16 protein-coding genes and 3 pseudogenes are annotated in these 20,403 nt (G+C 32.6%); 10 read left to right on the top strand and 9 right to left on the bottom strand.

The window, feature by feature from the left end; translation table 11 throughout:
• The 5 genes and pseudogenes from P5P87_RS25565 to P5P87_RS25545 form a co-directional block, all read right to left on the bottom strand.
• Positions 1–745: pseudogene (locus P5P87_RS25565) on the bottom strand (ABC transporter ATP-binding protein).
• Entirely contained in the window at positions 735–1,685 is a 951-nt protein-coding gene (locus P5P87_RS25560) for an ABC transporter ATP-binding protein (protein ID WP_278021042.1), read from the bottom strand. The pseudogene P5P87_RS25565 and the gene P5P87_RS25560 overlap by 11 nt, the downstream one beginning before the upstream one ends.
• A 9-nt stretch (positions 1,686–1,694) precedes the next feature.
• Positions 1,695–2,597, bottom strand: a complete 903-nt coding sequence (locus tag P5P87_RS25555; RefSeq protein ID WP_198856230.1) for an HlyD family secretion protein — start codon at positions 2,595–2,597, stop codon at positions 1,695–1,697.
• Between the two features lie 11 nt (positions 2,598–2,608).
• Positions 2,609–3,850, bottom strand: coding sequence for a TolC family protein (locus P5P87_RS25550; protein ID WP_198856231.1), 1,242 nt, complete (start codon positions 3,848–3,850; stop codon positions 2,609–2,611).
• Between the two features lie 24 nt (positions 3,851–3,874).
• A pseudogene (locus tag P5P87_RS25545) lies at positions 3,875–4,494 on the bottom strand (TetR/AcrR family transcriptional regulator).
• A gap of 298 nt (positions 4,495–4,792) precedes the next feature.
• Between P5P87_RS25545 and P5P87_RS25540 the strand changes: the two are divergent.
• The gene (locus tag P5P87_RS25540; RefSeq protein WP_278021041.1) at positions 4,793–5,434 is read left to right on the top strand and encodes a DUF2490 domain-containing protein; all 642 of its coding nucleotides are present in this window, start codon (positions 4,793–4,795) and stop codon (positions 5,432–5,434) included.
• Positions 5,326–5,562, top strand: coding sequence for a DUF2490 domain-containing protein (locus P5P87_RS26255; RefSeq protein WP_422854108.1), 237 nt, complete (start codon positions 5,326–5,328; stop codon positions 5,560–5,562). The genes P5P87_RS25540 and P5P87_RS26255 overlap by 109 nt, the downstream gene beginning before the upstream one ends.
• A gap of 23 nt (positions 5,563–5,585) precedes the next feature.
• Here P5P87_RS26255 and P5P87_RS25535 read toward each other — a convergent pair whose 3' ends face one another.
• Complete coding sequence (locus P5P87_RS25535) at positions 5,586–6,479, bottom strand: YheT family hydrolase (RefSeq protein ID WP_278021040.1); 894 nt, start codon at positions 6,477–6,479, stop codon at positions 5,586–5,588.
• Between the two features lie 324 nt (positions 6,480–6,803).
• Between P5P87_RS25535 and P5P87_RS25530 the strand changes: the two genes are divergently transcribed.
• Both P5P87_RS25530 and P5P87_RS25525 read left to right on the top strand, forming a co-directional pair.
• On the top strand, positions 6,804–7,745 hold the full coding sequence (locus P5P87_RS25530) for a histidine kinase dimerization/phospho-acceptor domain-containing protein (RefSeq protein ID WP_278021039.1): 942 nt from the start codon (positions 6,804–6,806) through the stop codon (positions 7,743–7,745).
• A gap of 97 nt (positions 7,746–7,842) precedes the next feature.
• Complete coding sequence (locus P5P87_RS25525) at positions 7,843–8,175, top strand: sensor histidine kinase (protein ID WP_278021038.1); 333 nt, start codon at positions 7,843–7,845, stop codon at positions 8,173–8,175.
• A gap of 152 nt (positions 8,176–8,327) precedes the next feature.
• On the opposite strand, the gene P5P87_RS25520 is transcribed toward P5P87_RS25525, so the two are convergent.
• Entirely contained in the window at positions 8,328–9,017 is a 690-nt protein-coding gene (locus tag P5P87_RS25520) for an SIMPL domain-containing protein (protein ID WP_198856236.1), read from the bottom strand.
• A 51-nt stretch (positions 9,018–9,068) separates the two neighbouring features.
• Positions 9,069–9,707, bottom strand: a complete 639-nt coding sequence (locus P5P87_RS25515; RefSeq protein ID WP_278021037.1) for a rhomboid family intramembrane serine protease — start codon at positions 9,705–9,707, stop codon at positions 9,069–9,071.
• Between the two features lie 111 nt (positions 9,708–9,818).
• Here P5P87_RS25515 and P5P87_RS25510 point away from each other — a divergent pair, with 111 nt between their 5' ends.
• Positions 9,819–10,691 carry a lysophospholipid acyltransferase family protein gene (locus tag P5P87_RS25510; RefSeq protein WP_278021036.1) on the top strand — a complete coding sequence of 291 codons (873 nt, stop codon included), beginning with the start codon at positions 9,819–9,821 and terminating at the stop codon, positions 10,689–10,691.
• Between the two features lie 65 nt (positions 10,692–10,756).
• Here P5P87_RS25510 and glmM read toward each other — a convergent pair whose 3' ends face one another.
• Positions 10,757–12,145 carry a phosphoglucosamine mutase gene (gene glmM, locus P5P87_RS25505; RefSeq protein WP_278021035.1) on the bottom strand — a complete coding sequence of 463 codons (1,389 nt, stop codon included), beginning with the start codon at positions 12,143–12,145 and terminating at the stop codon, positions 10,757–10,759.
• Between the two features lie 206 nt (positions 12,146–12,351).
• Here glmM and P5P87_RS25500 point away from each other — a divergent pair.
• From P5P87_RS25500 to P5P87_RS25480, 5 genes and pseudogenes are all read left to right on the top strand, one after another.
• A pseudogene (locus P5P87_RS25500) lies at positions 12,352–12,935 on the top strand (acyl carrier protein phosphodiesterase).
• A gap of 21 nt (positions 12,936–12,956) precedes the next feature.
• Positions 12,957–14,645: a gamma-glutamyltransferase gene (gene ggt, locus P5P87_RS25495; RefSeq protein ID WP_278021034.1), complete on the top strand. Its 1,689-nt coding sequence runs from the start codon at positions 12,957–12,959 to the stop codon at positions 14,643–14,645.
• A 73-nt stretch (positions 14,646–14,718) separates the two neighbouring features.
• Positions 14,719–16,503 carry a chloride channel protein gene (locus P5P87_RS25490; protein ID WP_198856242.1) on the top strand — a complete coding sequence of 595 codons (1,785 nt, stop codon included), beginning with the start codon at positions 14,719–14,721 and terminating at the stop codon, positions 16,501–16,503.
• 161 nt (positions 16,504–16,664) lie between these two features.
• Positions 16,665–17,321, top strand: coding sequence for a LytR/AlgR family response regulator transcription factor (locus tag P5P87_RS25485; protein WP_278021033.1), 657 nt, complete (start codon positions 16,665–16,667; stop codon positions 17,319–17,321).
• Between the two features lie 83 nt (positions 17,322–17,404).
• Positions 17,405–20,398, top strand: a complete 2,994-nt coding sequence (locus P5P87_RS25480; protein WP_278021032.1) for a sensor histidine kinase — start codon at positions 17,405–17,407, stop codon at positions 20,396–20,398.
• The last annotated feature ends 5 nt before the right edge of the window (positions 20,399–20,403 follow it).

The following is a 20,403-nucleotide window of genomic DNA, read 5'->3' as shown; positions in this document are numbered from 1 at the left end:
CTAATCTGATGTTCTTTTGGCATTTCTCGCCAATTCATAAAAAACCTCATCCATAGAAGTTGCATCAAAACGTTTTTTTAATGCAGACGGAGAATCTATTGCGGCTACGCGCCCATCAACCATAATGCTTATTCGATCGCAATATTCGGCTTCATCCATATAATGAGTGGTTACAAATACGGTAATTCCGTTGGCTGTGGCTTCATAAATCATTTCCCAAAATTGTCTTCGAGTTATAGGATCAACACCGCCAGTTGGTTCATCCAGAAAAACAATTTTCGGACGATGAAATACTGCAACCGAAAAAGCCAATTTTTGTTTCCAGCCCAAAGGCAATCCGCCAACCAACTTTTTTTGCTTCTTTTTCTAAACCTAAAGTCGAAATTAAATCAGTGCTCCTTTCTTTAATTTCAGGTCGAGAAACGCCATATACGCCAGCAAAAAACTCAATATTTTCAAGAATTGTCAGATTATCATACAAAGAAAACTTCTGACTCATATAACCAATATTCTTTTTAATTTTTTCCTGCTGTTTATAAACATCAAATCCTGCTACACTTGCTTCGCCAGAAGACGGATAAGAAAGTCCGCAGAGAATGCGCATCGCTGTCGTTTTTCCCGCACCATTGGCGCCTAGAAAACCAAAAATTTCACCCTCACTGACTTCAAAACTAATTTTATCAACCGCTTTAAAATCACCAAACTGTTTGGTTAAATCTTTACAAATTATAGCTTTATTTTTCATGCAGGATTACTTTTGATTCTGTTGAATTATCTTGCTCTCGCATCAAACGAATAAAACTGTCCTCGATCGTTGGCTCTATTTCTTTTACTTCTAAATTTTCAGGATTATACTTTTGTGCAATCGATTTGACCATTTCGACATTTGCCTGTTCTGATACTAATGTTAGATGAAGAAATTCTCCAAAGGCATCACAATTTTCAATTTCTTTTTCGACTCTAAGATTTTGCAAAAGCTTATAAATATGATCTGCTTTTACAGCAAAAAGTGTTTTCGGAAAACTTTTTATAATTTGCTTTGGCGTGTCAACCGTCATTATTTTTCCGTTTTGAATAAGAGCAATTCGGTCGCATAATTTTGCCTCATCCATATAAGGAGTTGAAACTACAATGGTAATATCTTGCTTTTTAAGTTTAGCTAGCATATCCCAAAATTCACTTCGAGAAACTACGTCAACACCAGTAGTAGGTTCATCCAAAAATAAAATTTCAGGTTTATGAATTAAAGCACAACACAGAGCCAATTTCTGTTTCATTCCGCCCGAAAGTTTTCCGGCACGTCTATCGTTAAAAGGCTTTATCTGATCGTAGATATCTTTTATCAATTCATAATTTTCTTCAATCGTAGTACCAAAAACAGTCGCAAAAAACTCAATATTTTCTTTTACAGTGAGATCTTGATACAAAGAAAATTTTCCTGGCATATACCCCACTTTATTTCTAATTTCCTGAAACTCCTTAACCACATCATGCCCTTCAACAGAAGCAGTTCCGCCATCGGGTAATAATAATGTGGTTAAAACGCGAAAAATAGAAGTTTTTCCAGCGCCATCTGGACCTATTAATCCAAAAAGCTCTCCTTTCTCCACCTCAAAAGAAACCTCATCTACAGCGACAAAATCGCCATACTTTTTAGTAATATTTTTTAGCGTAACTGAAGCCATATTTCCGTTTTATTTTGACCAAAGAACTTCACCATACATTCCTATTTTCAAGTAACCATCGTTTTTCACTCTTACTTTTATGGCATACACCAAATTGGCTCTTTCATCTTTGGTCGGAATTGTTTTTGGAGAAAATTCAGATTTGTTCGAAATCCAGCTAATAGTTCCTTGATATTCTTTATATTTCTTTTCGCCTTGGTCAATACGTACTTTTACTTCCTGTCCGATTTTAATTTGAGGCAATTGCGTCCCTGTAATATAAGCTCTTAAATCTAGGGTTTCGAGATTCGCAATTTTGTACAATGGTTTTCCAATTACAGCCATTTCATATTGTTCTGCATATTTTGCCAATACTGTTCCTTTTATCGGATTTACAATCACACTTTTGCTCAATTGATCTTGAATTCCTTTTAACTGAACTCCAACCGTATTTCCTTGCTGTGTCAAGTTCTCTGTTGTGGTTTCCAACGAACTTTTCTGTGCCGTTATTTGAGCTTGCAACGCGGCAACTTTAGAATTTGCATCATCAAGTTGTTTTTGCGAAGCTACTCCGCCTTTTACTAATCTTTCTGTTCGATTGCGGTCTAAAATAGCATTATCAAGTTGTTTCTTCAAACTTTCAGTCTGAATTTGTATTTGAGGTTTGCCGCTTAAAATTGCTTTTTCATTCTGGCGCAATTGCATTTTACTAATAGCCAATTGTGTACTGTCTATAAAACCAACTTTTTGTCCTGCTTGCAATTGTTGGCCTTCTTCTACATTCAATTGCAAAATTTGGCCATTTGCTTCGGCTGATAAAATCGTTTCGACAGCTTCAAAAGATCCAGAAGCATCAAAATCATTCTCTTTATTATGGCACGAAAACATCAAAATCGTTGGCATAAGAAAATATAAAAGCTTTATCTTTTTCATAATTTATAGAGTTAATTTCCTTTGATTGTTTGATACTCGTATTCTGACATAAGCAATTGAATTTCGTGCATAGCTTTTTCCGCGCGTGCATTTCCTTCTTTCTCAACAGAATTCAACAAATCTATTAACGGTCCTACGCCAGTATCGTATTTTAACTGATAGCCTTCTCGAATTGTCTGGCGGAGTTTTACAATATCATCATCGTCTTTTAAGATTGCTTTTTGCCTTTCGATATCTGCTGTCTTTTGATTCATTTGAAATCGAGTATTAAATAGAAAAGTTTCTTCTTGAACTTCTATTTTTTTCAATTCCTGTTGGGTCAGCTGTTTTTCGTTTGAATTTTTATATAATCCTTTAATATCCCAACCAACACTTAGTCCGGCAACTCCAACAGTCGAAATTTTATTAGCTCCCAAATTAATTCCTGGAGCCAAAACTACGCCTGCACCCAATAATCCAACTTTTGGCATCAGGCTAACTTTCTGCATATCTGATTGCGCATTTATAAGATTTCGCTGGCTCGCGAAAAGTAACTGCTCTGGACGTTTAATAATGGTATCAATACCGATAGAATTTAAAGGTTTACCCAATTTTTCCTGACTGATATTTTTCCCTATCAAATAAGAAAGCATTGTTTGATAACCTGCTTTAGTGTATTCAAAATCTTTTTTCTGTCGACTGAGATTCAGCTGTTCGGCTTTCATTTCATCAACATCTGTTTTGTAGGCTAGACCATTTTCATGAAGTTTTTTAACCTTATCAATATTATTGGAAAGAATAGCATTTTGAATTTGCAATTGTTTGAGCTGTTCATCGATAAGCAATACGCCAAAATAAAGCTGATTCACTCTCGATCGAAGATCATAAAGTGAAACTTCTAGTGAGGCCTTATCTGCATTGGATGATGCCTCAATAATCTTTTTCTGCGTTTTGGTCGCTCCCCCATCCCAAATGGTTTGATTTACTTGTCCGAGGCCAATAAACTTAAATTTACTATCATTTCCAGAATTTCCTAAAGTTGGAAAATCACCAAAAACATATCCTTCAATAGCTGTAAGACTTATTTGAGGCAAATAAGCTTTATTCGCATTACTCAAAGTATATTCTTTACTTTTTTCAATTAGTTCATATTGTTTGATTAAAGGATAATTTTCAACAGCTAGCTTATAACTTTGATCAATGGTCAAGGTTTGCGCCTGCGCCGTCATAAAGGACAAGATTCCGATATATTTAAAGTATAATTTCCTCATCATAAAATAAATTAACTCTAGTTAGTATTAGACCGCTGCAAACATCATAGTAATCCATATCGGGATTTTTTTCTTGCGCTCTTGCATTAAATCGTGAAATTGGGCACTATCCAAATTTCTGCTTCCCATAACTATCGGTTTTGCCACAAATGGAAAAACAACCAACCCTATAAGATTCATCATAAAATGCAACGGGTTTGGTTCTGTTATTTTTTTATTTTGAACAGCTTCTTGAAATTGTTTAATAAAAACAGATTCATTTACAATTTCTTTGATTGGCAATCTTTTTAAAAGTCCCTCTGGGTTATTTCGAACTTCTGTGAGAATAAAAGTTGGAATTTCTGGTTCTGCAGTAATAAAATCAATATATCGTTCGGCAATAACTTTTACTTTTTCTTCTAAAGAAGTTTTTTCATCATTCAAAATCACTTTCATACTGTTTACAAAACCTGATAAGGTTTCTGCCATTATAATCTCAAAAAGTTTAGCCTTGCTTCTAAAATAATAGTTCAGCAAAGCAAGATTCAAGCCTGCTTCTTCAGCAATATCTCTTGTTCTTGTAGCCGCAAAACCCTTTTATAAAAAACAGTTTTTGCCGCTATTTTAATTTTTTCTTCGGTCGTAGAATCTTTTACTGAAGCATTCATTTTTAATGATTTATATGCAAATGTAAATTATTTTTAAATATGTTAAACACTTTTTTTAATCAAATGATTAAATATTTTGATTAACGTCTAAAAAATAAAATTAATGCACCTGTTGTCGATTAAAAATGAAACACAAAAATACCGTCTAATTATCTGACATAAAACAATTTAAATATTAAAATTACAATTCAAGTTCTCATCAAAAAAGAATACCTTTACTCTTTATAATTGTTTCCATAATTGCCTTAGACCGATTTAGAAGAAATTTACTTTTTAACTTATTTCTATCGTATTCTCTATGAAAAACAATTTTATCAGAGTCCTAATTTCACTGCTTCCTCTATGTGCGTTAGGGCAAACTCAGAAAAAAGAAATTAACCAACAGCTTCAGACTTGGGTTTCTATAAATACGGTTACCAAATTTGCAGACCATTGGGGTTTGATTGGCGATTTTCATATCAGGCGAAATGATTTTGTTGCCGATCCGAGTTTTTATTTTATAAGAGGAGGTATCAGTTATATTCCAAATTCAAATATTTCTTTAAATTTAGGATATGCGCATATGTGGCTTGCACCGTCAAATCCAGACTGGAGTACTTTCGCAGATGAAAACAGAATTTACCAGCAAGCGCAGTTAAACACAAAATTTGGAAATATAAGCATTCTGCGGCGCTTACGGAATGAACAGCGCTGGCAGGAAAAAATAGTTAATGATAAACCTAGTGGAGATTGGCGATTTACCAACAGAATTCGCTATCTGATGAGTTTTACTTTCCGAATTTCCGATAAAAAATCATGGCCACAAATGGTTCTTTCTGATGAGATTTTGCTCTGCATTTTGGAGAGGAAGTTATTTACAACACATTTGACCAAAATCGTTTTTTTGTTGGGATTAAAAAAAATATCAATCCAAAATGGAGTTATGATTTTGGCTACATGAATGTATATCAACAAAAATACTCTGGATATCAATACGATATGAATCATACGATAAGATTGTTTTTTTATCTAAGTACCAGTATTAGAAAAAAAGCACCTTCAGAGATTGAGAATTCTGGCGATGAATGATGTGTTACAAATACGATTTTTTTTTAGCATTGTTTGCAGGACTCAAAAAACTCAAAAGCCCTTTTCTCTGCATAAGAATACGTAGAATCTCGAAGCGGAAAAGCACAATGTCCGCCATATTTTGGAGTTTCTAGATAAACATAAGCACTATCCTTAGCAATAGATCTCGGATAACATCTTTCTCCCAGAAAAGGATCGTCGAGCGAATTAATAATTAAAACTGGTGTCGTAATATCTTTTAGTGAAAACTCTGGAGAAACACGATGATAATAATCGTCTTTACTTGCAAAACCATGTAATGGCGCAGTAAAATATTGATCTACTTCATCAAAAGAAGTAATTTTATCTATTTGATCGCGGTTGATAAAATCAGGAAATTGAGTCGCTTTGTATTTTAGTTTCTTTTTAATATCAATCGTAAAATTCTTTAGATAAACTCTATTAAAGCCTTGCTTAAGAACTTCTGCACTGGTCGCGATATGTGTTGGAACCGAAATAGAAACTGCCGCTTTTATGCGTTCGTCGATTTTTGTCCAACCTAAATAATTAAGCAATTGAACACCTCCCATCGAATATCCGATTAAATAAATATCTTCAAATCCTTTTCTTAAAACAAACTGAACTACTTCGTCAAGATCATCAACTGCACCGTGATGATACAATCTCGGAAGACGATTCATTTCTCCGCCACAAGTACGATTGTTCCAAGCAAAAACAGAAAAACCTTTCTGCTTAAAATAAGTTGCACAACTATTATTATATGTCCTGCGTGAGTCACCCTCTAAACCATGACATAAAATAACTGCTTTTTTAGGGTTATCAATAATATAATCAATATTGATAAAATCTCCGTCGTTTAATTCCTGTTTCTCTCTTGTATATTCAGGAACTTCAAACTTTTTTATCAGTGCAAGCATAAATAGTAGATATATGCCTGTTTCGATTAAGAATAGAAGGAGAATTATATTCTGATTGTTCAATTAATGGCATAACAAAGTGTTTTTTGTGGTACTTATTACAAAGCTAAGAAATCATTCAATATGTAATTTAATTCTTTCTTTTAATTTGTTTTCCTTTTTAATAATTTAACTATATGTAAATTTAAAAAAACAGTAAAGATTCTAAAGAAAACTAATTGTTAAATATGCAAGAACACGGCTCATGAAGCGCCAACTCAGGTCTGAATGTTTACTTTATTTGTATCTTTGTAAAATCGATTTACAAAAAGCAAAATCCCTACAATGTTTGAACTCTTACCAGTAGATCCAAAAACAATATTTCTACTTTACTTCTGGGGCAATTTATTTACTTGCGTCCTTATTTTTAGTTTTTCATTTTCGTATGCCACTAGCGATAATAGAAAAACTTTAAAGTGGTTCGGCTTAGGGAAATTAATACTTACTCTTGCATGGGTATTGGCTCTTTTACGAAATATTATCCCTGATTTTGCTTCTATTAACATTGCCAATTCTATGATTTTAGGCGCTTGTTGCTTTGAAACGTTGGCTATGCTGTCTCTTATTAAAACACATGCAAAAAAACATTATCGTTTTCAGATAGCCATTACCACGGCAACCATTTTGCTATTTAATATTTCGACACTTTTTGATGCAACAATGAATACTCGCGTCATTATTGGCGGTATTGGAGTCTTTGCCATTTATTTATTGCCTACAATAACTTATTTTACAGAAAAAGAAAAAAGCTTTTTTAAGACTTTTTATGTCTTGTGTTATATGGGTTTTGAAATTCTAATTGCAGTACGAACCGTTCACCGATATTTGTACCCTCAAAATCTTATTATTTCTAACGATACTTTTGATAGTTTATACAGCATCTGTTTATTTCTATTGTCTTTAATTGGAATTGTTGGCTTTTTGCTTTTGGTGAAAGAAAAACAAGATCATAAAATTAAAAAGCTTTTAAATGACAAGAACCAATTCTTCTCTATAATCTCTCATGATTTAAGAGGGCCATTGGGTTCTTCTGTTTCTCTCTCTGAAATTTTACTTGAAAATATCGATCAGTACAGCCGAGAAGAAATTAAAGAAATATCAGAACTATTGCACGACTCAAATAAAAACATCTATAAGCTACTTGAAAATCTATTAGAATGGTCTAAGGTTCAAACCGGAATGATTACTTTTCATCCTAAAAACATCGTCGCTAAACGCTTTAATTGAGGAAAATATTGAACTGAGCAGAAATGTCGCTTTAAATAAAAACATCAATATTACATTTGAATCGGCTTATCTTGTTGAGGCAGAATTTGATAAAAATATGATTAGCACTATTTTGAGAAATTTACTTAGCAATGCGATTAAATTTACTGACAAAAACGGCGAGATAAAAGTGAAGCTTATCAAGACAAATCAAAAAGTAGAAATTTCGATTACGGATAATGGAATTGGAGTTCCTGACAGTATAAAAGAAAAGCTTTTTAAAATCAATGGAAAAGTACTGCAAAAAGGAACAGAAAATGAACTAGGAAGCGGACTCGGATTGTTACTCTGTAAAGAATTTGTAAATATACATCAAGGAAAAATTTGGGTAGAAAGTGAACTTGGTAAAGGAAGTACATTCAAATTTACTCTTCCAATAAAAGTTCTTTAGATTATGAAATTGCCATCTCAAAATTCCAAATTATAATTCTCATTAGGAAAGTAAGCTTTGTGTGAATTCTTTAGAAAAAAATAAAACAAAAAAATCCAAACTCCAGTTTTAATTGGAATTTGGATTTTTTAATATTGGAATTTTAGAAAAATTTAGTCTAATACAAAACTTACGCTAACATTTGCTGTAATTTCGATTTCGCCAATTGCTAAAGTTTCATTTGAAGCTCCCATTGAATCTGCTTCTTTCATTCTCATAGCGGCGTACACTGGTTGTGGACGGTAAACTTGAGAATTATCAGAAATTGTAAAAGCTTTACCCACTTTTTGCCCTAAAACAGACACATACTCTTCTGCTTTAGTTTTAGCATCTTTCATAGCTAATTTTCTAGCTTCAGACTCATATTGCGTTAATTTAGATGATTCGAAAGAAACTCTGTCAATTCTATTGATTCCTTGCTGAACCAAACCTTCCATTAACTCGTCGTATTTAGCTAAATCTTTCACTACAATTTCTACAGTTTGTACAGCATTGTAAGAAGTTTTCTTTTTCTCATAATCGTACTGCGGATTAAGAGCTACTTGTTTTGTTTTGAAATCTGCTGTTGGAATATTCATTTTTTTGATGAATTTTAAAACAGCGTCCATCTTTTCGTCGTTTTGTTTTTTAACGTCTTTAGCATTATTCCCTTTTGTTTCAACAGAAGCTGAAATACAAACTTGATCAGGTGCTACTTTTACTTTTCCTTCTCCATTAACATTAATTAGAGGTACTTGTTTGATTTCTTGGCCGTAAGACATAGTCATAAACATGATTGTTAAAAATAATACTAGTTTTTTCATTTTTGTTAAATTTTAATATTTAAAAAAGACATTTCAAAAGTTATGCCACCATTACAATTTTCCCAATTTTGCCATTCCAAAAAGTATTAAAATTGGAATCGCAAGAAGTATAACCATCATTGTGTGGTCTGTAAATAGTGATGGCATTTTAATTAAAGTTATCAAATATCCGCCTATAGCACCTCCAAAGTGTGCTGTATGCCCAATATTATCATTTTTGGCTTTCATTCCATAAATTGAGTACAATAAATACAAAATTCCAAAAATATAAGCTGGCATAGGAATGACAAAAAATATTCCAAGCATCATATCTGGTCGCAACAATATTGCTGAATACAAAACTCCAGTCACCGCGCCAGAAGCTCCAACAGCTCGATAACTATAATCGTTTTTATGCAATAACATGGTAAGAAGACTTCCGAAGATTAAACTTCCAAAATACACCAAGACAAAAGAAAAATTGCCAAGCCAGTTTAAAACTACAGGAGCAAAAAAATACAAAGTCAGCATATTAAAAATTAAATGCATCATATCTACATGCAAAAATCCTGAAGATAACATTCTGATTTGCTCTCCAGAACGAATGCTTCCTACATGAAATTCGTATTTTCTAAAAAAATAAAGATCATTAAAACCTTTGTAACTAATAACAACGTTCGCAACGATAATCGCTATTAAAATAAAATTCATAAGTACTAATTATTGTGAATTGTAAATATAATCATTCTTAAAGATAAGTTAGCAAGAAAGCAAAATATCAATCGATAATCATTTTTAATTTATCTTTGTAAAAAAATTTAGATGCAGTTTCTTGTTTATATTTTAGCCTATCCATTACTTTGGCTTATCTCCATACTTCCGTTTCCTATATTTTATCTATTCTCAGATTTTGTTTACCTTCTGGTATACAGAGTAATTGGCTATCGTAAAAAAGTGGTTCGCGAAAATCTTGCGCTTACTTTACCTCATTTAAGTGATGCTGAAAGAAAAGATATAGAAAAGAAATTCTACAAGCATATGTGTGATATGTTTTTAGAAATGATTAAAACCATGAGCATGTCTCCTGAAGAAATGGAAAGGAGATTTCAGGTAACCAATATTGATTTGGTTCGCGATTATGCTAAAAAAGGAAAAAGCGTAATTCTTGTAGCTTCTCATTATGCTAGTTACGAATGGCTTTTGACTATTAATCCAAAACTTGGATTTCAGGGTGTTGCTGTTTACAAAAGATTAGCCAATCCTTATTTTGATAAATTGGTTCGAAAAATCCGTTCTAAATACAATACAGAAATGATCGAAACCAGAAAAGCAATTCCAACAATGGCGCAACATCAGCGCGATGGAGTTTTAAGTTTGTATGGTTTAGCAAGCGATCAATCTCCAAAACTGGATCGAATTTTTCACTCGATGAAATTTATGGGAATTGAAGTTCCAGTTCATACAGGAGCAGAAATGCTAGCAAAAAAATACGATTTAGCTGTCATAATGGTGAAAGTAAAAAAAGTAAAAAGAGGATTTTACGAAGCGACTTTTCTTTCTCTTGCTGATGATCCGAAAGAATTTGAAAATTTTGACATCACAGAAATGTATTTAAGAGAAGTAGAAAAACAAATTCTAGAAGCTCCAGAATTTTATTTGTGGACACACAAAAGATGGAAACACCGTATTGAATAATCTAAATATAAAAAGCCTCTTTAGAAATTTCTAAAGAGGCTTTTTTCTATTTAAAAACTGAAATCTTAGATTCCAGCGATCATTTTGATTTCATCAATAATTCTTAGTGCTAATTTATCTGCTGCATCTTGAGAAGGCGCTTCAGTATAAATACGAATAATTGGCTCTGTGTTTGATTTTCTTAAATGAACCCATTCTGTTGCAAAATCAATTTTTACACCATCAATTGTCGAGATATCTTCGTTTTTATATTTCTCTGTCATTTGAGTTAAAATTGCATCAACATCAATTTGAGGTGTCAATTCAATCTTATTTTTACTCATGTAATACTCTGGATAAGAAGCTCTCAAAGCAGAAACTGGCATTTTTTTGTTTGCTAAATGCGTCAAAAACAAAGCAACTCCTACTAGACTGTCTCTTCCATAGTGCAATTCTGGATAGATAATTCCACCGTTTCCTTCACCACCAATAATAGCGTTGTTTTTCTTCATTAATTCTACCACATTCACCTCTCCTACTGCACTTGCTTCATAACTTCCGCCGTGTGCTTTCGTAACATCTCTTAAAGCACGAGAAGATGACATATTAGAAACGGTATTTCCTGGAGTTTTACTCAAAACGTAATCTGCGCAAGCTACCAAAGTATATTCTTCGCCAAACATTTCTCCGTCTTCGCTAATAAAAGCCAAACGGTCAACATCTGGATCTACTACAATACCAAAATCAGCTTTTTCTTTTACAACAAGCTCAGAAATATCAGTTAAATGTTCTTTTAATGGCTCAGGGTTATGAGGAAAATGTCCGTTTGGTTCGCAATACAATTCAACCACTTCAACTCCCATTAATTTTAGCAGTTTAGGAATAATAATTCCTCCAGATGAATTTACACCATCAACAACCACTTTAAATTTAGCTTCTTTAACCGCTTCTATATCAACCAATGGCAAGTTTAAAACTTCATCGATATGAATATCCATATAAGCGTCATTTGAAATCACTTCACCTAAACTATCAACATCAGAAAAATCGAAAGCTTCTGCTTCTGCAATTTCAAGAATTTTTGCTCCGTCGGCACCGCTTAAAAATTCTCCTTTTGCATTTAATAATTTTAAAGCATTCCATTGTTTTGGATTGTGAGATGCTGTTAAAATAATTCCGCCATCTGCTTTTTCTAACGGAACAGCCACTTCAACAGTTGGAGTTGTAGAAAGCCCAAGATCGATAACATCGATCCCAAGACCAATTAAAGTATTCACTACTAAATTATGAATCATCGGTCCAGAAATTCTAGCATCACGGCCAATTACAACAGTCAATTTATCTTTAGCAATATTATTTTTTAAGAAAGTTCCGTACGCCGACGCAAATTTCACTGCATCAACAGGAGTTAGATTATCTCCCACTTTTCCTCCGATCGTTCCACGGATTCCAGAAATAGATTTTATTAAAGTCATTTTTGTGAGTTAGGGTTATTTTTTTACAAATATAAAAAAGTTACCGAGTTACTAAGGCGCTAAGTTTCTAAGATTTTAAATTTAACCTATAAGAAACTACTTATATCTCGCTATTTTTATAACAAAATGATTTAAAAAAGTTTTTATACATTTACTAAAATAACTCAGAATCTTAGAAACTTCGATTCTTAGAAACTTATAAAAAAATGAATTTCTTAGCCCACATATACCTTTCTGGAGAAAATGATCTGATTAAAATTGGGAATTTTATGGCTGACGGAATTCGCGGAAAACAGTTTGAGCATTTTCCTGAAGATGTACAAAAAGGAATTTTACTGCATCGATTCATAGATACTTATACCGATTCTCACGATATTTTTAGAACTAGCACCAAACGTCTGCATGACAGATATCATCATTATGCCGGCGTAATTGTAGATATTGTTTACGATCATTTTCTAGCCAAAAACTGGGAAAAATATTCGGATGAAAAGTTAGAACTTTTCGTAAAGCGATTTTATCACTCCTTACACGATAATTACGAAATCTTAACCGAAAGGACACAAGGTTTAATGCCTTATATGATTGAAAGAAACTGGCTTGTAAGTTATCGTACAACTGAAGGAATTCAGCATATTTTAACTCAAATGGACAGAAGATCTAAAAACATTTCTCAAATGCAGTTTGCTGTTGAAGAGCTCACTGAATTTTACGACGAATTTGAAAAAGAATTCACTCTTTTTTTGAAGAAATGAGAGCACAAGCAAAACAAAAACTGCTTACACTCTAACTCATTTTAACCTTATTACACATGAAAAAAATTACACTTTTAATAGCACTTTTATACCTAAATAGCATCAATGCGCAAGATGCCGTTTCAAAACCAACCGGATTAGTTGTTACAAAAGCAATGGTAGTTTCTGCTCGCGAAGAAGCTTCAAAAATTGGCGCTGACATTATGAAAAGAGGCGGAAATGCTTTTGATGCCATGGTAGGAACTGAATTAGCTCTTGCAGTTGCTTTTCCTTTTGCAGGAAACATTGGAGGCGGCGGATTTATGGTTTACCGAAAAGCAAATGGCGAAGTTGGTTCTTTAGATTATCGAGAAAAAGCTCCGTTGGCAGCCACAAAAGACATGTTTTTAGATAGTGAAGGAAATGTAATAAAAGGAAAAAGCACACAAACTGCGCTTGCAATTGGTGTACCTGGAACTATTGCGGGAGTTTTTGCAGTTCATAAAAAATATGGCACCATGCCAATTTCTAAAATCCTAGAACCTGTAATTGCTTTAGCTGAAAGAGGGGTTATCGTTACCAAAAAACAAGAAAAAAGTTTAAAAGATTATCATGAAAGCATTGTAAAAATAAATGGAGAAGATTCTCCCGCATCAAAAACTTACAAAGAAAATGATACTATAAAATATCCAGCACTAGCAAAGACTTTAAAAAGGATTCAGAAAAAAGGAAGAAATGAATTTTATAAAGGCGAAACGGCAAAAATCCTAGTCAATTACCTTAAAGAAAAAGGCGGGATTATTACTATGGCTGATTTGGCAAAGTATGAAGCTATATGGAGAAAGCCACTTCAGTTTACTTACAAGGATTTAAAAATAACTTCGATGGCTCCGCCAAGTAGTGGTGGAATTTGTTTGGCTCAAATTTTAAAAATGCTTGAACCTTATGATTTAGCCAAAATGGGGCACAATTCCCCAGCTGCAATTCAGGTTATTGTTGAAGCAGAAAGAAGAGCATATGCAGACAGAAGCTACTTTTTGGGTGATCCCGACTTTGTAAAAATTCCGTTGAAAGAATTATTGGATGAAAACTATCTGCGCGAAAGAATGGCAAGTTTTAATCCGGAAAAGGCGACCTTATCTACTGAAATAAAAGAAGGCAAAGTTAATTATGCTGAAAGTACAGAAACCACACATTATTCAATAGTAGACCAATTTGGAAACGCAATTGCCACTACAACAACTTTAAATGATGGTTATGGTTCTAAATACTATTGCGACGATTTAGGTTTCTTTTTGAATAATGAAATGGATGATTTCAGCGCTAAACCTGGATCTCCAAATATGTTTGGTTTAGTTGGAAATGAAGCGAACAGCATTGCACCACAAAAACGTATGTTAAGTTCTATGACGCCAACAATTGTAGAGAAAGACGGAAAACTTTTTATGGTAGTAGGAACTCCAGGAGGATCGACAATTATTACTTCTGTTTTACAGACTATTTTAAACGTTTACGAATACAAATTAAGCATGCAAGAAGCAGTTAATGCTCCACGTTTTCATCATCAATGGTTGCCAGATTTAATTACTTTTGAACCAAATACTTTTGAAACTAAAACTATAGACACTCTAAAAGCTAAGCATTACATTATAAACGAAAAACCAACTCCAATTATTGGAAAAGTTGATGCTATTTTGATTTTGCCAGACAATAGATTAGAAGGTGGAGCAGATTTTAGAGGAGATGATGCAGCCTCTGGTTTTTAATTCTTTCTTGATTTTATATTTTTTTAAACAAGATTATAATCTAATTTTGTAAGATCGATAATTTTAAAACAGAATGATAAAAAAATATTTCAGACGACTTGAAAGTATAATTGCTTTGGCTCAATCATTAATGACACCAAAACAATTCCTTTTTTTATCTAGTGTTTTAACAGGAATATCGTGTGCGTTTGCAGTAATTGTCCTTAAAACATTCGCACACAGTGTTTTTTCTTTCGCTACATACATTAACGGAATTTTAAAATTGAGTTTCATTAACAGTATTTTACCTATTATTGGTATATTACTGACGGTTTTTGTAGTAAAAAAAGTCCTTAACGGAACTATTCAAAAAGGAACTTCACAAATACTTTATGCCGTTGCAAAAAAAGCAAGTATTATCCCGAAAAAGCAAATGTATGCCCAGATTATTACCAGTTCGTTAACGGTTGGTTTAGGTGGTTCTGCTGGTTTAGAGAGTCCGATTGTGATAACAGGAGCCGCTTTTGGTTCTAATTTTGCTCAAAACTATAAGCTACAATACAAAGACAGAACTTTATTAATTGGCTGTGGCGTTGCGGCCGGAATTGCTGCCGCATTTAATGCGCCAATTGCTGGGGTGCTTTTTGCGATTGAAGTCTTATTGGTAGATGTTAGTATTTCTGCCTTCACTCCTATTATGATTTCTGCTGCTACAGGTGCTTTGGTTTCTGCGATTGTTTTAGATGAAAGCATTTTATTGAGCTTCAAAAAACAAGAAACGTTCGATTATCACAATATCCCATTTTACGTTATTTTAGGAGTTATTACAGGATTAGTCGCTATTTATTACTCGAGAAATTTCCAAAAAGTAGAACATTATTTTGCCAAACAGCAAATTAATCCATACAAAAAAGCTCTAATCGGTTCATCGCTATTGGCGTTGTTAATTTTTATTTTTCCGACACTATTTGGTGAAGGATACGAAAGCATTAAAACATTATCTGATGCAGATCCTGGCCTTTTATTAGATAATACTTTGTTTGCCGATTTTAGAAATAATCAATGGGTTCTGCTTTTGTTTGTTGGCGCAACAGCAATGGTTAAAGTTTTTGCTTCTGGATTAACCATTGGCAGCGGTGGAAATGGTGGAAACTTTGCCCCTTCTCTATTTTTAGGATCTTATTTAGGCTATTTCTTTTCTAAATTGGTTACACTGATTGGCTTATCTAAACTTCCTATCAGCAACTTTACAATGGTTGGAATGGCTGGAATTTTGAGTGGCTTATTTCATGCTCCGCTTACGGCTATTTTCTTAATTGCAGAAATCACAGGAGGTTACGGATTAATGATTCCTCTAATGATTGTTTCTTCAATCAGTTTTGCCATTTCTAAACGTTACGAAAAGTATTCGCTTGACGTAAAAGGTTTAGCAAAAAAAGGACATGCCTTTACCAGCAATAAAGATTCTAATATTCTTTCTACTTTAGAAATTGACACTATTATTCAGTGCGATTATCTTACCGTTCATCCAGATGAAAACTTAAGCAAATTAGTCGATTTGATTTCACACTCCAACCAAGTTGTTTTTGCCGTTGTCAACCATGACAAAGATTTAATTGGAGTTGTACACTTTAATGACATTCGCGAAATTATCTTCAATGCCTATCGTGTTAAATACACCCATATTAGAGATGTTATGAAAGCGCCATTGGCAACAATTTCAACTCTGGATAGTATGGAAATTGTTATGAAGAAGTTCGAAACTTCAAAATCAGCTTTTCTGCCTGTTTTAAGAGATGGAAAATATTATGGTTTTATTTCTAAATCAATAGCGCTTGAAGCATATAGAACAAAACTTCGTTCTATGACGATTGAATAATTTTCTTTTGGACGCATTAAAGATCATAGATATATTCATACAGAATATATTATATTTGATTTTTCAATTCATATTAGTACAAATAATATATTTCTCAGGATATTTGAGTTGCACCAAATAAAAGCCCAAGAGTAGAATTATTTTTAAACGCCACACCAAAGATGAAAATTAAAGCTATTATTGTTGATGATGAATTGTCTGCAAGAAATCTTATAGAGACACTCTGTAAGCAAATTTATGATGACAAAATCGAAATAGTCGAACAATGCAGTTCTGTTCCCTCAGCTTTAGAATCAATTAAAAAAAAATCTCCAGATCTTGTTTTTCTTGATATTCAAATGCCTGGTGAAAACGGCTTTGATTTGCTTTCTTACTTTGACACAATTCCATTTGAAATTATTTTTACAACGGCATATAAAGAGCATGCATTGCAAGCCATTAAAAATAGTGCTTTAGACTATTTAATAAAACCAATTCATATACCAGATTTTAAAACTGCCATTAGTAAACTAGATTTAGCTTTAGAAAAAAAAGATAGTTTAGATAGATATCAACTATTAAAGGAAAATAGAGAAAACCAATCTTCAGGAAAACAACGAATTGCCCTTGCATCAAAAACAGGCTTCGACGTCATTCAACTTAACGAAATTTTGTTTTGCAAGTCAGAAGGTCCTTATACCGACATTTATACTAAAGATCATAAATATTGCGCTACAAAGTCCCTTAAAGAAATCTGCGAATTATTAGAATCAGAAAAAAACTTCTTAAAAGTTCACAGAAGTTATTTGATTAATGCTCGCATATGTCAAAAAATTTAAATCGGAAGAATTTAAACTACAAATGACTTCTGGTCATGAAATTCAGGTTTCAGACAAAAAATTTACAAAAAACAAGCTTATAGATGCCATCACAAAATAAGCTTAGATTTTGTTCATTTCTTTTTTTCTTTCCAATATTTTTCTTTGGACAATATTTTCCGTCAAAAAATTATACAACAACTGAAGGTCTACCCAATAATGCTGTTCGTGCCTTGTTTTTAGATTCTAAAAATGTTTTATGGATTGGAACAGAAAATGGTGTCTCTAGAATGGAAAACGGCATGTTTACCAATCTGGATGAAAGCACCGGATTAGGCCATAATAGCTGTTGGGACATTTCTGAAGATGCTGACGGAAATATCTGGTTTGCAAGCTACAGCGGTGGCGTAACTAAATTTGATGGCAGGGAGTTTACTGTCTTTACTAAAAAACAAAAATTGCCAAATGAAAGGGTTCGAAAACTATTACCATTCAAAAACAAAATGTATGTTGGTACAGAATTAGGTCCTGCAATAATTGATATTAAAACCAATAAAGTTCTAGTTCCAAAAGGCATTTTACCACAGTTTGGTGTTTTTTTGGTTTCAGATTTTTTTGTTTTTGAGAATGAAGTTTATTTTTCGACTATAAATGAAGGCTTATTTAAAATAATTTATGAAAACAAAGCTCCAATAATTCAGGAAGTTTTTAGACATAAATTTCTTTACGGTTTAGGCTTTTACGATTATATTATTTATTCTGGAAATAAAGGTTTTATTGATCGCTTTAAAGTTGAAGATTTAATTTCAAATAAAAAGAAATTAAAACCAATTGGAAATTCTATTGTTTGGGACTTTGCAAAAGATAGCCAAAATACTCTGTATGCCGCAGCTTGGGGTGTTTTTGATTTAAGCGGCGGGCTTTATTCTATTTCTGATGATAAAATGATCGACATTTCAGAATCATACGGAATCACTTCGAAGAATTTGCTGAATGTTGTATATAATGGCAAAAAAAACATTCTTTACGTAGGTTCAAAAGACAATGGAATTTATGAAGTTCAATTAGATCAAATAATCAATTACTATAATTTCAATGATAAAACCATTATTGATTTTGAAGCTATTAAAACTCAAAAAATAATATTGCATCAAAATGGAATTACATTTTTAAACAATGAAAATAATGCTTTAAAAAACATTTCATTATCCGATTTCAAAAAATATGAAACTGATTTCATAAAAAAAACAAAATTAAAACTTCCCACACATGCCGATGGATATTATGAATTGGATTATAATATTCCTGAAAACAAAATTGAGTTTTATGAACTTTTAAAACATCAGAATTCTTTATGGGTTACAAGTAATATTGGAATTTTTGAACTTAATTTTGAAGGCAAAATAATAAGCTACAGTCCGATTCATACTTATAAAATTGGTTTTACAAATGATCATAAATTTATAGAAACGATTCCTTACGGAGGCGTACGCGTATATGATGATTTGCCAAATTTAAAAGCCAAACATTTTTCGGAATTTGATAAACACACACCTTTAGACATTGTAAAAATTTTAAATAATAAGGGGAAAACCTACCTTATATCTGTTTTTAATGGTTTGTTTGTACATGAAAAAGATCAATTCAAATCGTATTTAACTGATGGAATCTGGAAAGAAAAAAAGTTCAAACACATTACAAAAAACAATAAAGGCCAACTTATTTTAGCGGCTGAATTTGGAGATGTTTTTGTAATTGACGATTCAAAATCGTTTAAAATACTGAATACCATTTCGAAAAAAGAAATTATCGGAAACACCATTCTATTTCTTGAAGCTTACAAAGACTATATCTTGATTGGAACAGAAAAAGGCATAAACATTTATAAAAACGGTGTTATAAGACTTATTGATAAAGAGCAAGGTCTTCAAGATTCTAAAATTACAACCTCGCAAATTTTTGAAAACAGTTTATGGCTCGGAACCAAAAAAGGCTATTACACCATAGATTTAAATCGTTTGACGGCAACACAATTGACTGTTTCTGAGATCGGAATTAGTAAGATTGCCATCAATAACGTTCCTTTAAAATCATCAGAATACAAATGGTTTAGATACAATTCAAAACAACTGATTTCTGACTATAAGTACAATTCTTTTTCCATAGATTTTATTCCTAAAGGACATTCATTCCCAAACAAACTGAAATTCAGATATCGTTTAAATAGTAACAATCGTTGGAGTCCGTACAGCGAAAAGACCAATTTATTTCTTCCTTATTTGCCTACTGGAAACTACAATGTAATGATTGAAGTTTTTGATATGAACGCAGGAAAATCGAAAGTTTTTACCATTTTACAGCTTTATATTCAGCCACCGTTTTGGTTAAGCTGGTGGTTTATTTCTTTGGTTGCAACCATTTTACTTATTATAATCGTATTGGTTTTTCTAAGAATTAAAAAGAAATCAAACGAAAAAATCATTGTCCAGCGTCGTATTGCAGAGACAAAATTAGAAGCTTTATTAAGCCAGATGAATCCGCATTTTACATTTAATGCAATGAATACCATTCAGTCTTATATTGCGCATAGAGAAATGGAAGAATCGATGATTTATATAAGTGAATTTTCAAAATTGATTCGGAAAACCCTTGAAAACTCATCCAAACAAAAAATCACGATCGATGAAGAAATCGAGTATTTAAAGGCATATATAAAAATTGAAAATAAGCGTTTGGAAAACCCTATTGCTTTTGAGCTCTTAATTTCAGACGAAATAGATACTCATTTTACCGAGATCCCAACAATGCTATTACAGCCATTTGTTGAGAATGTTTTTGTTCATGCCTTTAACGAATCTAGCCAAAATCCTAAATTGACAATCTCATTTAAAATGATTTCTGAAACTATTTTAGAATGTAAAATCATAGACAACGGAATGGGGATAAATGTCGCCAAAAAAAATAAACTTCATGAATCTAAAGGAATTCAACTTACCAAAGAGCGTTTGTCGCTTTTACAAGATTCAAAAGAGAATTCAATAGAAATTAATTTTAGCGAACATAACGGTACAACAGTAACCATTATGTTTTGGGTTTAATATTT

Origin of the sequence: Flavobacterium ginsengisoli (assembly GCF_029625315.1) — a bacterium.
GTDB classification, from domain to species: domain Bacteria; phylum Bacteroidota; class Bacteroidia; order Flavobacteriales; family Flavobacteriaceae; genus Flavobacterium; species Flavobacterium ginsengisoli.
Note: the sequence above shows the minus strand (reverse complement) of the source record. Positions and strands in the feature narration are given on the sequence as shown.

What these genes read in the sequence shown, in the direction of transcription:
- P5P87_RS25510 (WP_278021036.1), top strand. Translation starts at nt 9,819, where the DNA reads ATGCAGTTTCTTGTTTATATTTTAGCCTATCCATTACTTTGGCTTATC.
- ggt (WP_278021034.1), top strand. Translation starts at nt 12,957, where the DNA reads ATGAAAAAAATTACACTTTTAATAGCACTTTTATACCTAAATAGCATC.
- P5P87_RS25515 (WP_278021037.1), bottom strand. Translation starts at nt 9,707, where the DNA reads ATGAATTTTATTTTAATAGCGATTATCGTTGCGAACGTTGTTATTAGT.
- P5P87_RS25480 (WP_278021032.1), top strand. Translation starts at nt 17,405, where the DNA reads ATGCCATCACAAAATAAGCTTAGATTTTGTTCATTTCTTTTTTTCTTT.
- P5P87_RS25540 (WP_278021041.1), top strand. Translation starts at nt 4,793, where the DNA reads ATGAAAAACAATTTTATCAGAGTCCTAATTTCACTGCTTCCTCTATGT.
- P5P87_RS25485 (WP_278021033.1), top strand. Translation starts at nt 16,665, where the DNA reads ATGAAAATTAAAGCTATTATTGTTGATGATGAATTGTCTGCAAGAAAT.
- P5P87_RS25530 (WP_278021039.1), top strand. Translation starts at nt 6,804, where the DNA reads ATGTTTGAACTCTTACCAGTAGATCCAAAAACAATATTTCTACTTTAC.
- P5P87_RS25535 (WP_278021040.1), bottom strand. Translation starts at nt 6,479, where the DNA reads ATGCTTGCACTGATAAAAAAGTTTGAAGTTCCTGAATATACAAGAGAG.
- glmM (WP_278021035.1), bottom strand. Translation starts at nt 12,145, where the DNA reads ATGACTTTAATAAAATCTATTTCTGGAATCCGTGGAACGATCGGAGGA.
- P5P87_RS25555 (WP_198856230.1), bottom strand. Translation starts at nt 2,597, where the DNA reads ATGAAAAAGATAAAGCTTTTATATTTTCTTATGCCAACGATTTTGATG.
- P5P87_RS25550 (WP_198856231.1), bottom strand. Translation starts at nt 3,850, where the DNA reads ATGATGAGGAAATTATACTTTAAATATATCGGAATCTTGTCCTTTATG.
- P5P87_RS25490 (WP_198856242.1), top strand. Translation starts at nt 14,719, where the DNA reads ATGATAAAAAAATATTTCAGACGACTTGAAAGTATAATTGCTTTGGCT.
- P5P87_RS25560 (WP_278021042.1), bottom strand. Translation starts at nt 1,685, where the DNA reads ATGGCTTCAGTTACGCTAAAAAATATTACTAAAAAGTATGGCGATTTT.
- P5P87_RS25525 (WP_278021038.1), top strand. Translation starts at nt 7,843, where the DNA reads ATGATTAGCACTATTTTGAGAAATTTACTTAGCAATGCGATTAAATTT.
- P5P87_RS25520 (WP_198856236.1), bottom strand. Translation starts at nt 9,017, where the DNA reads ATGAAAAAACTAGTATTATTTTTAACAATCATGTTTATGACTATGTCT.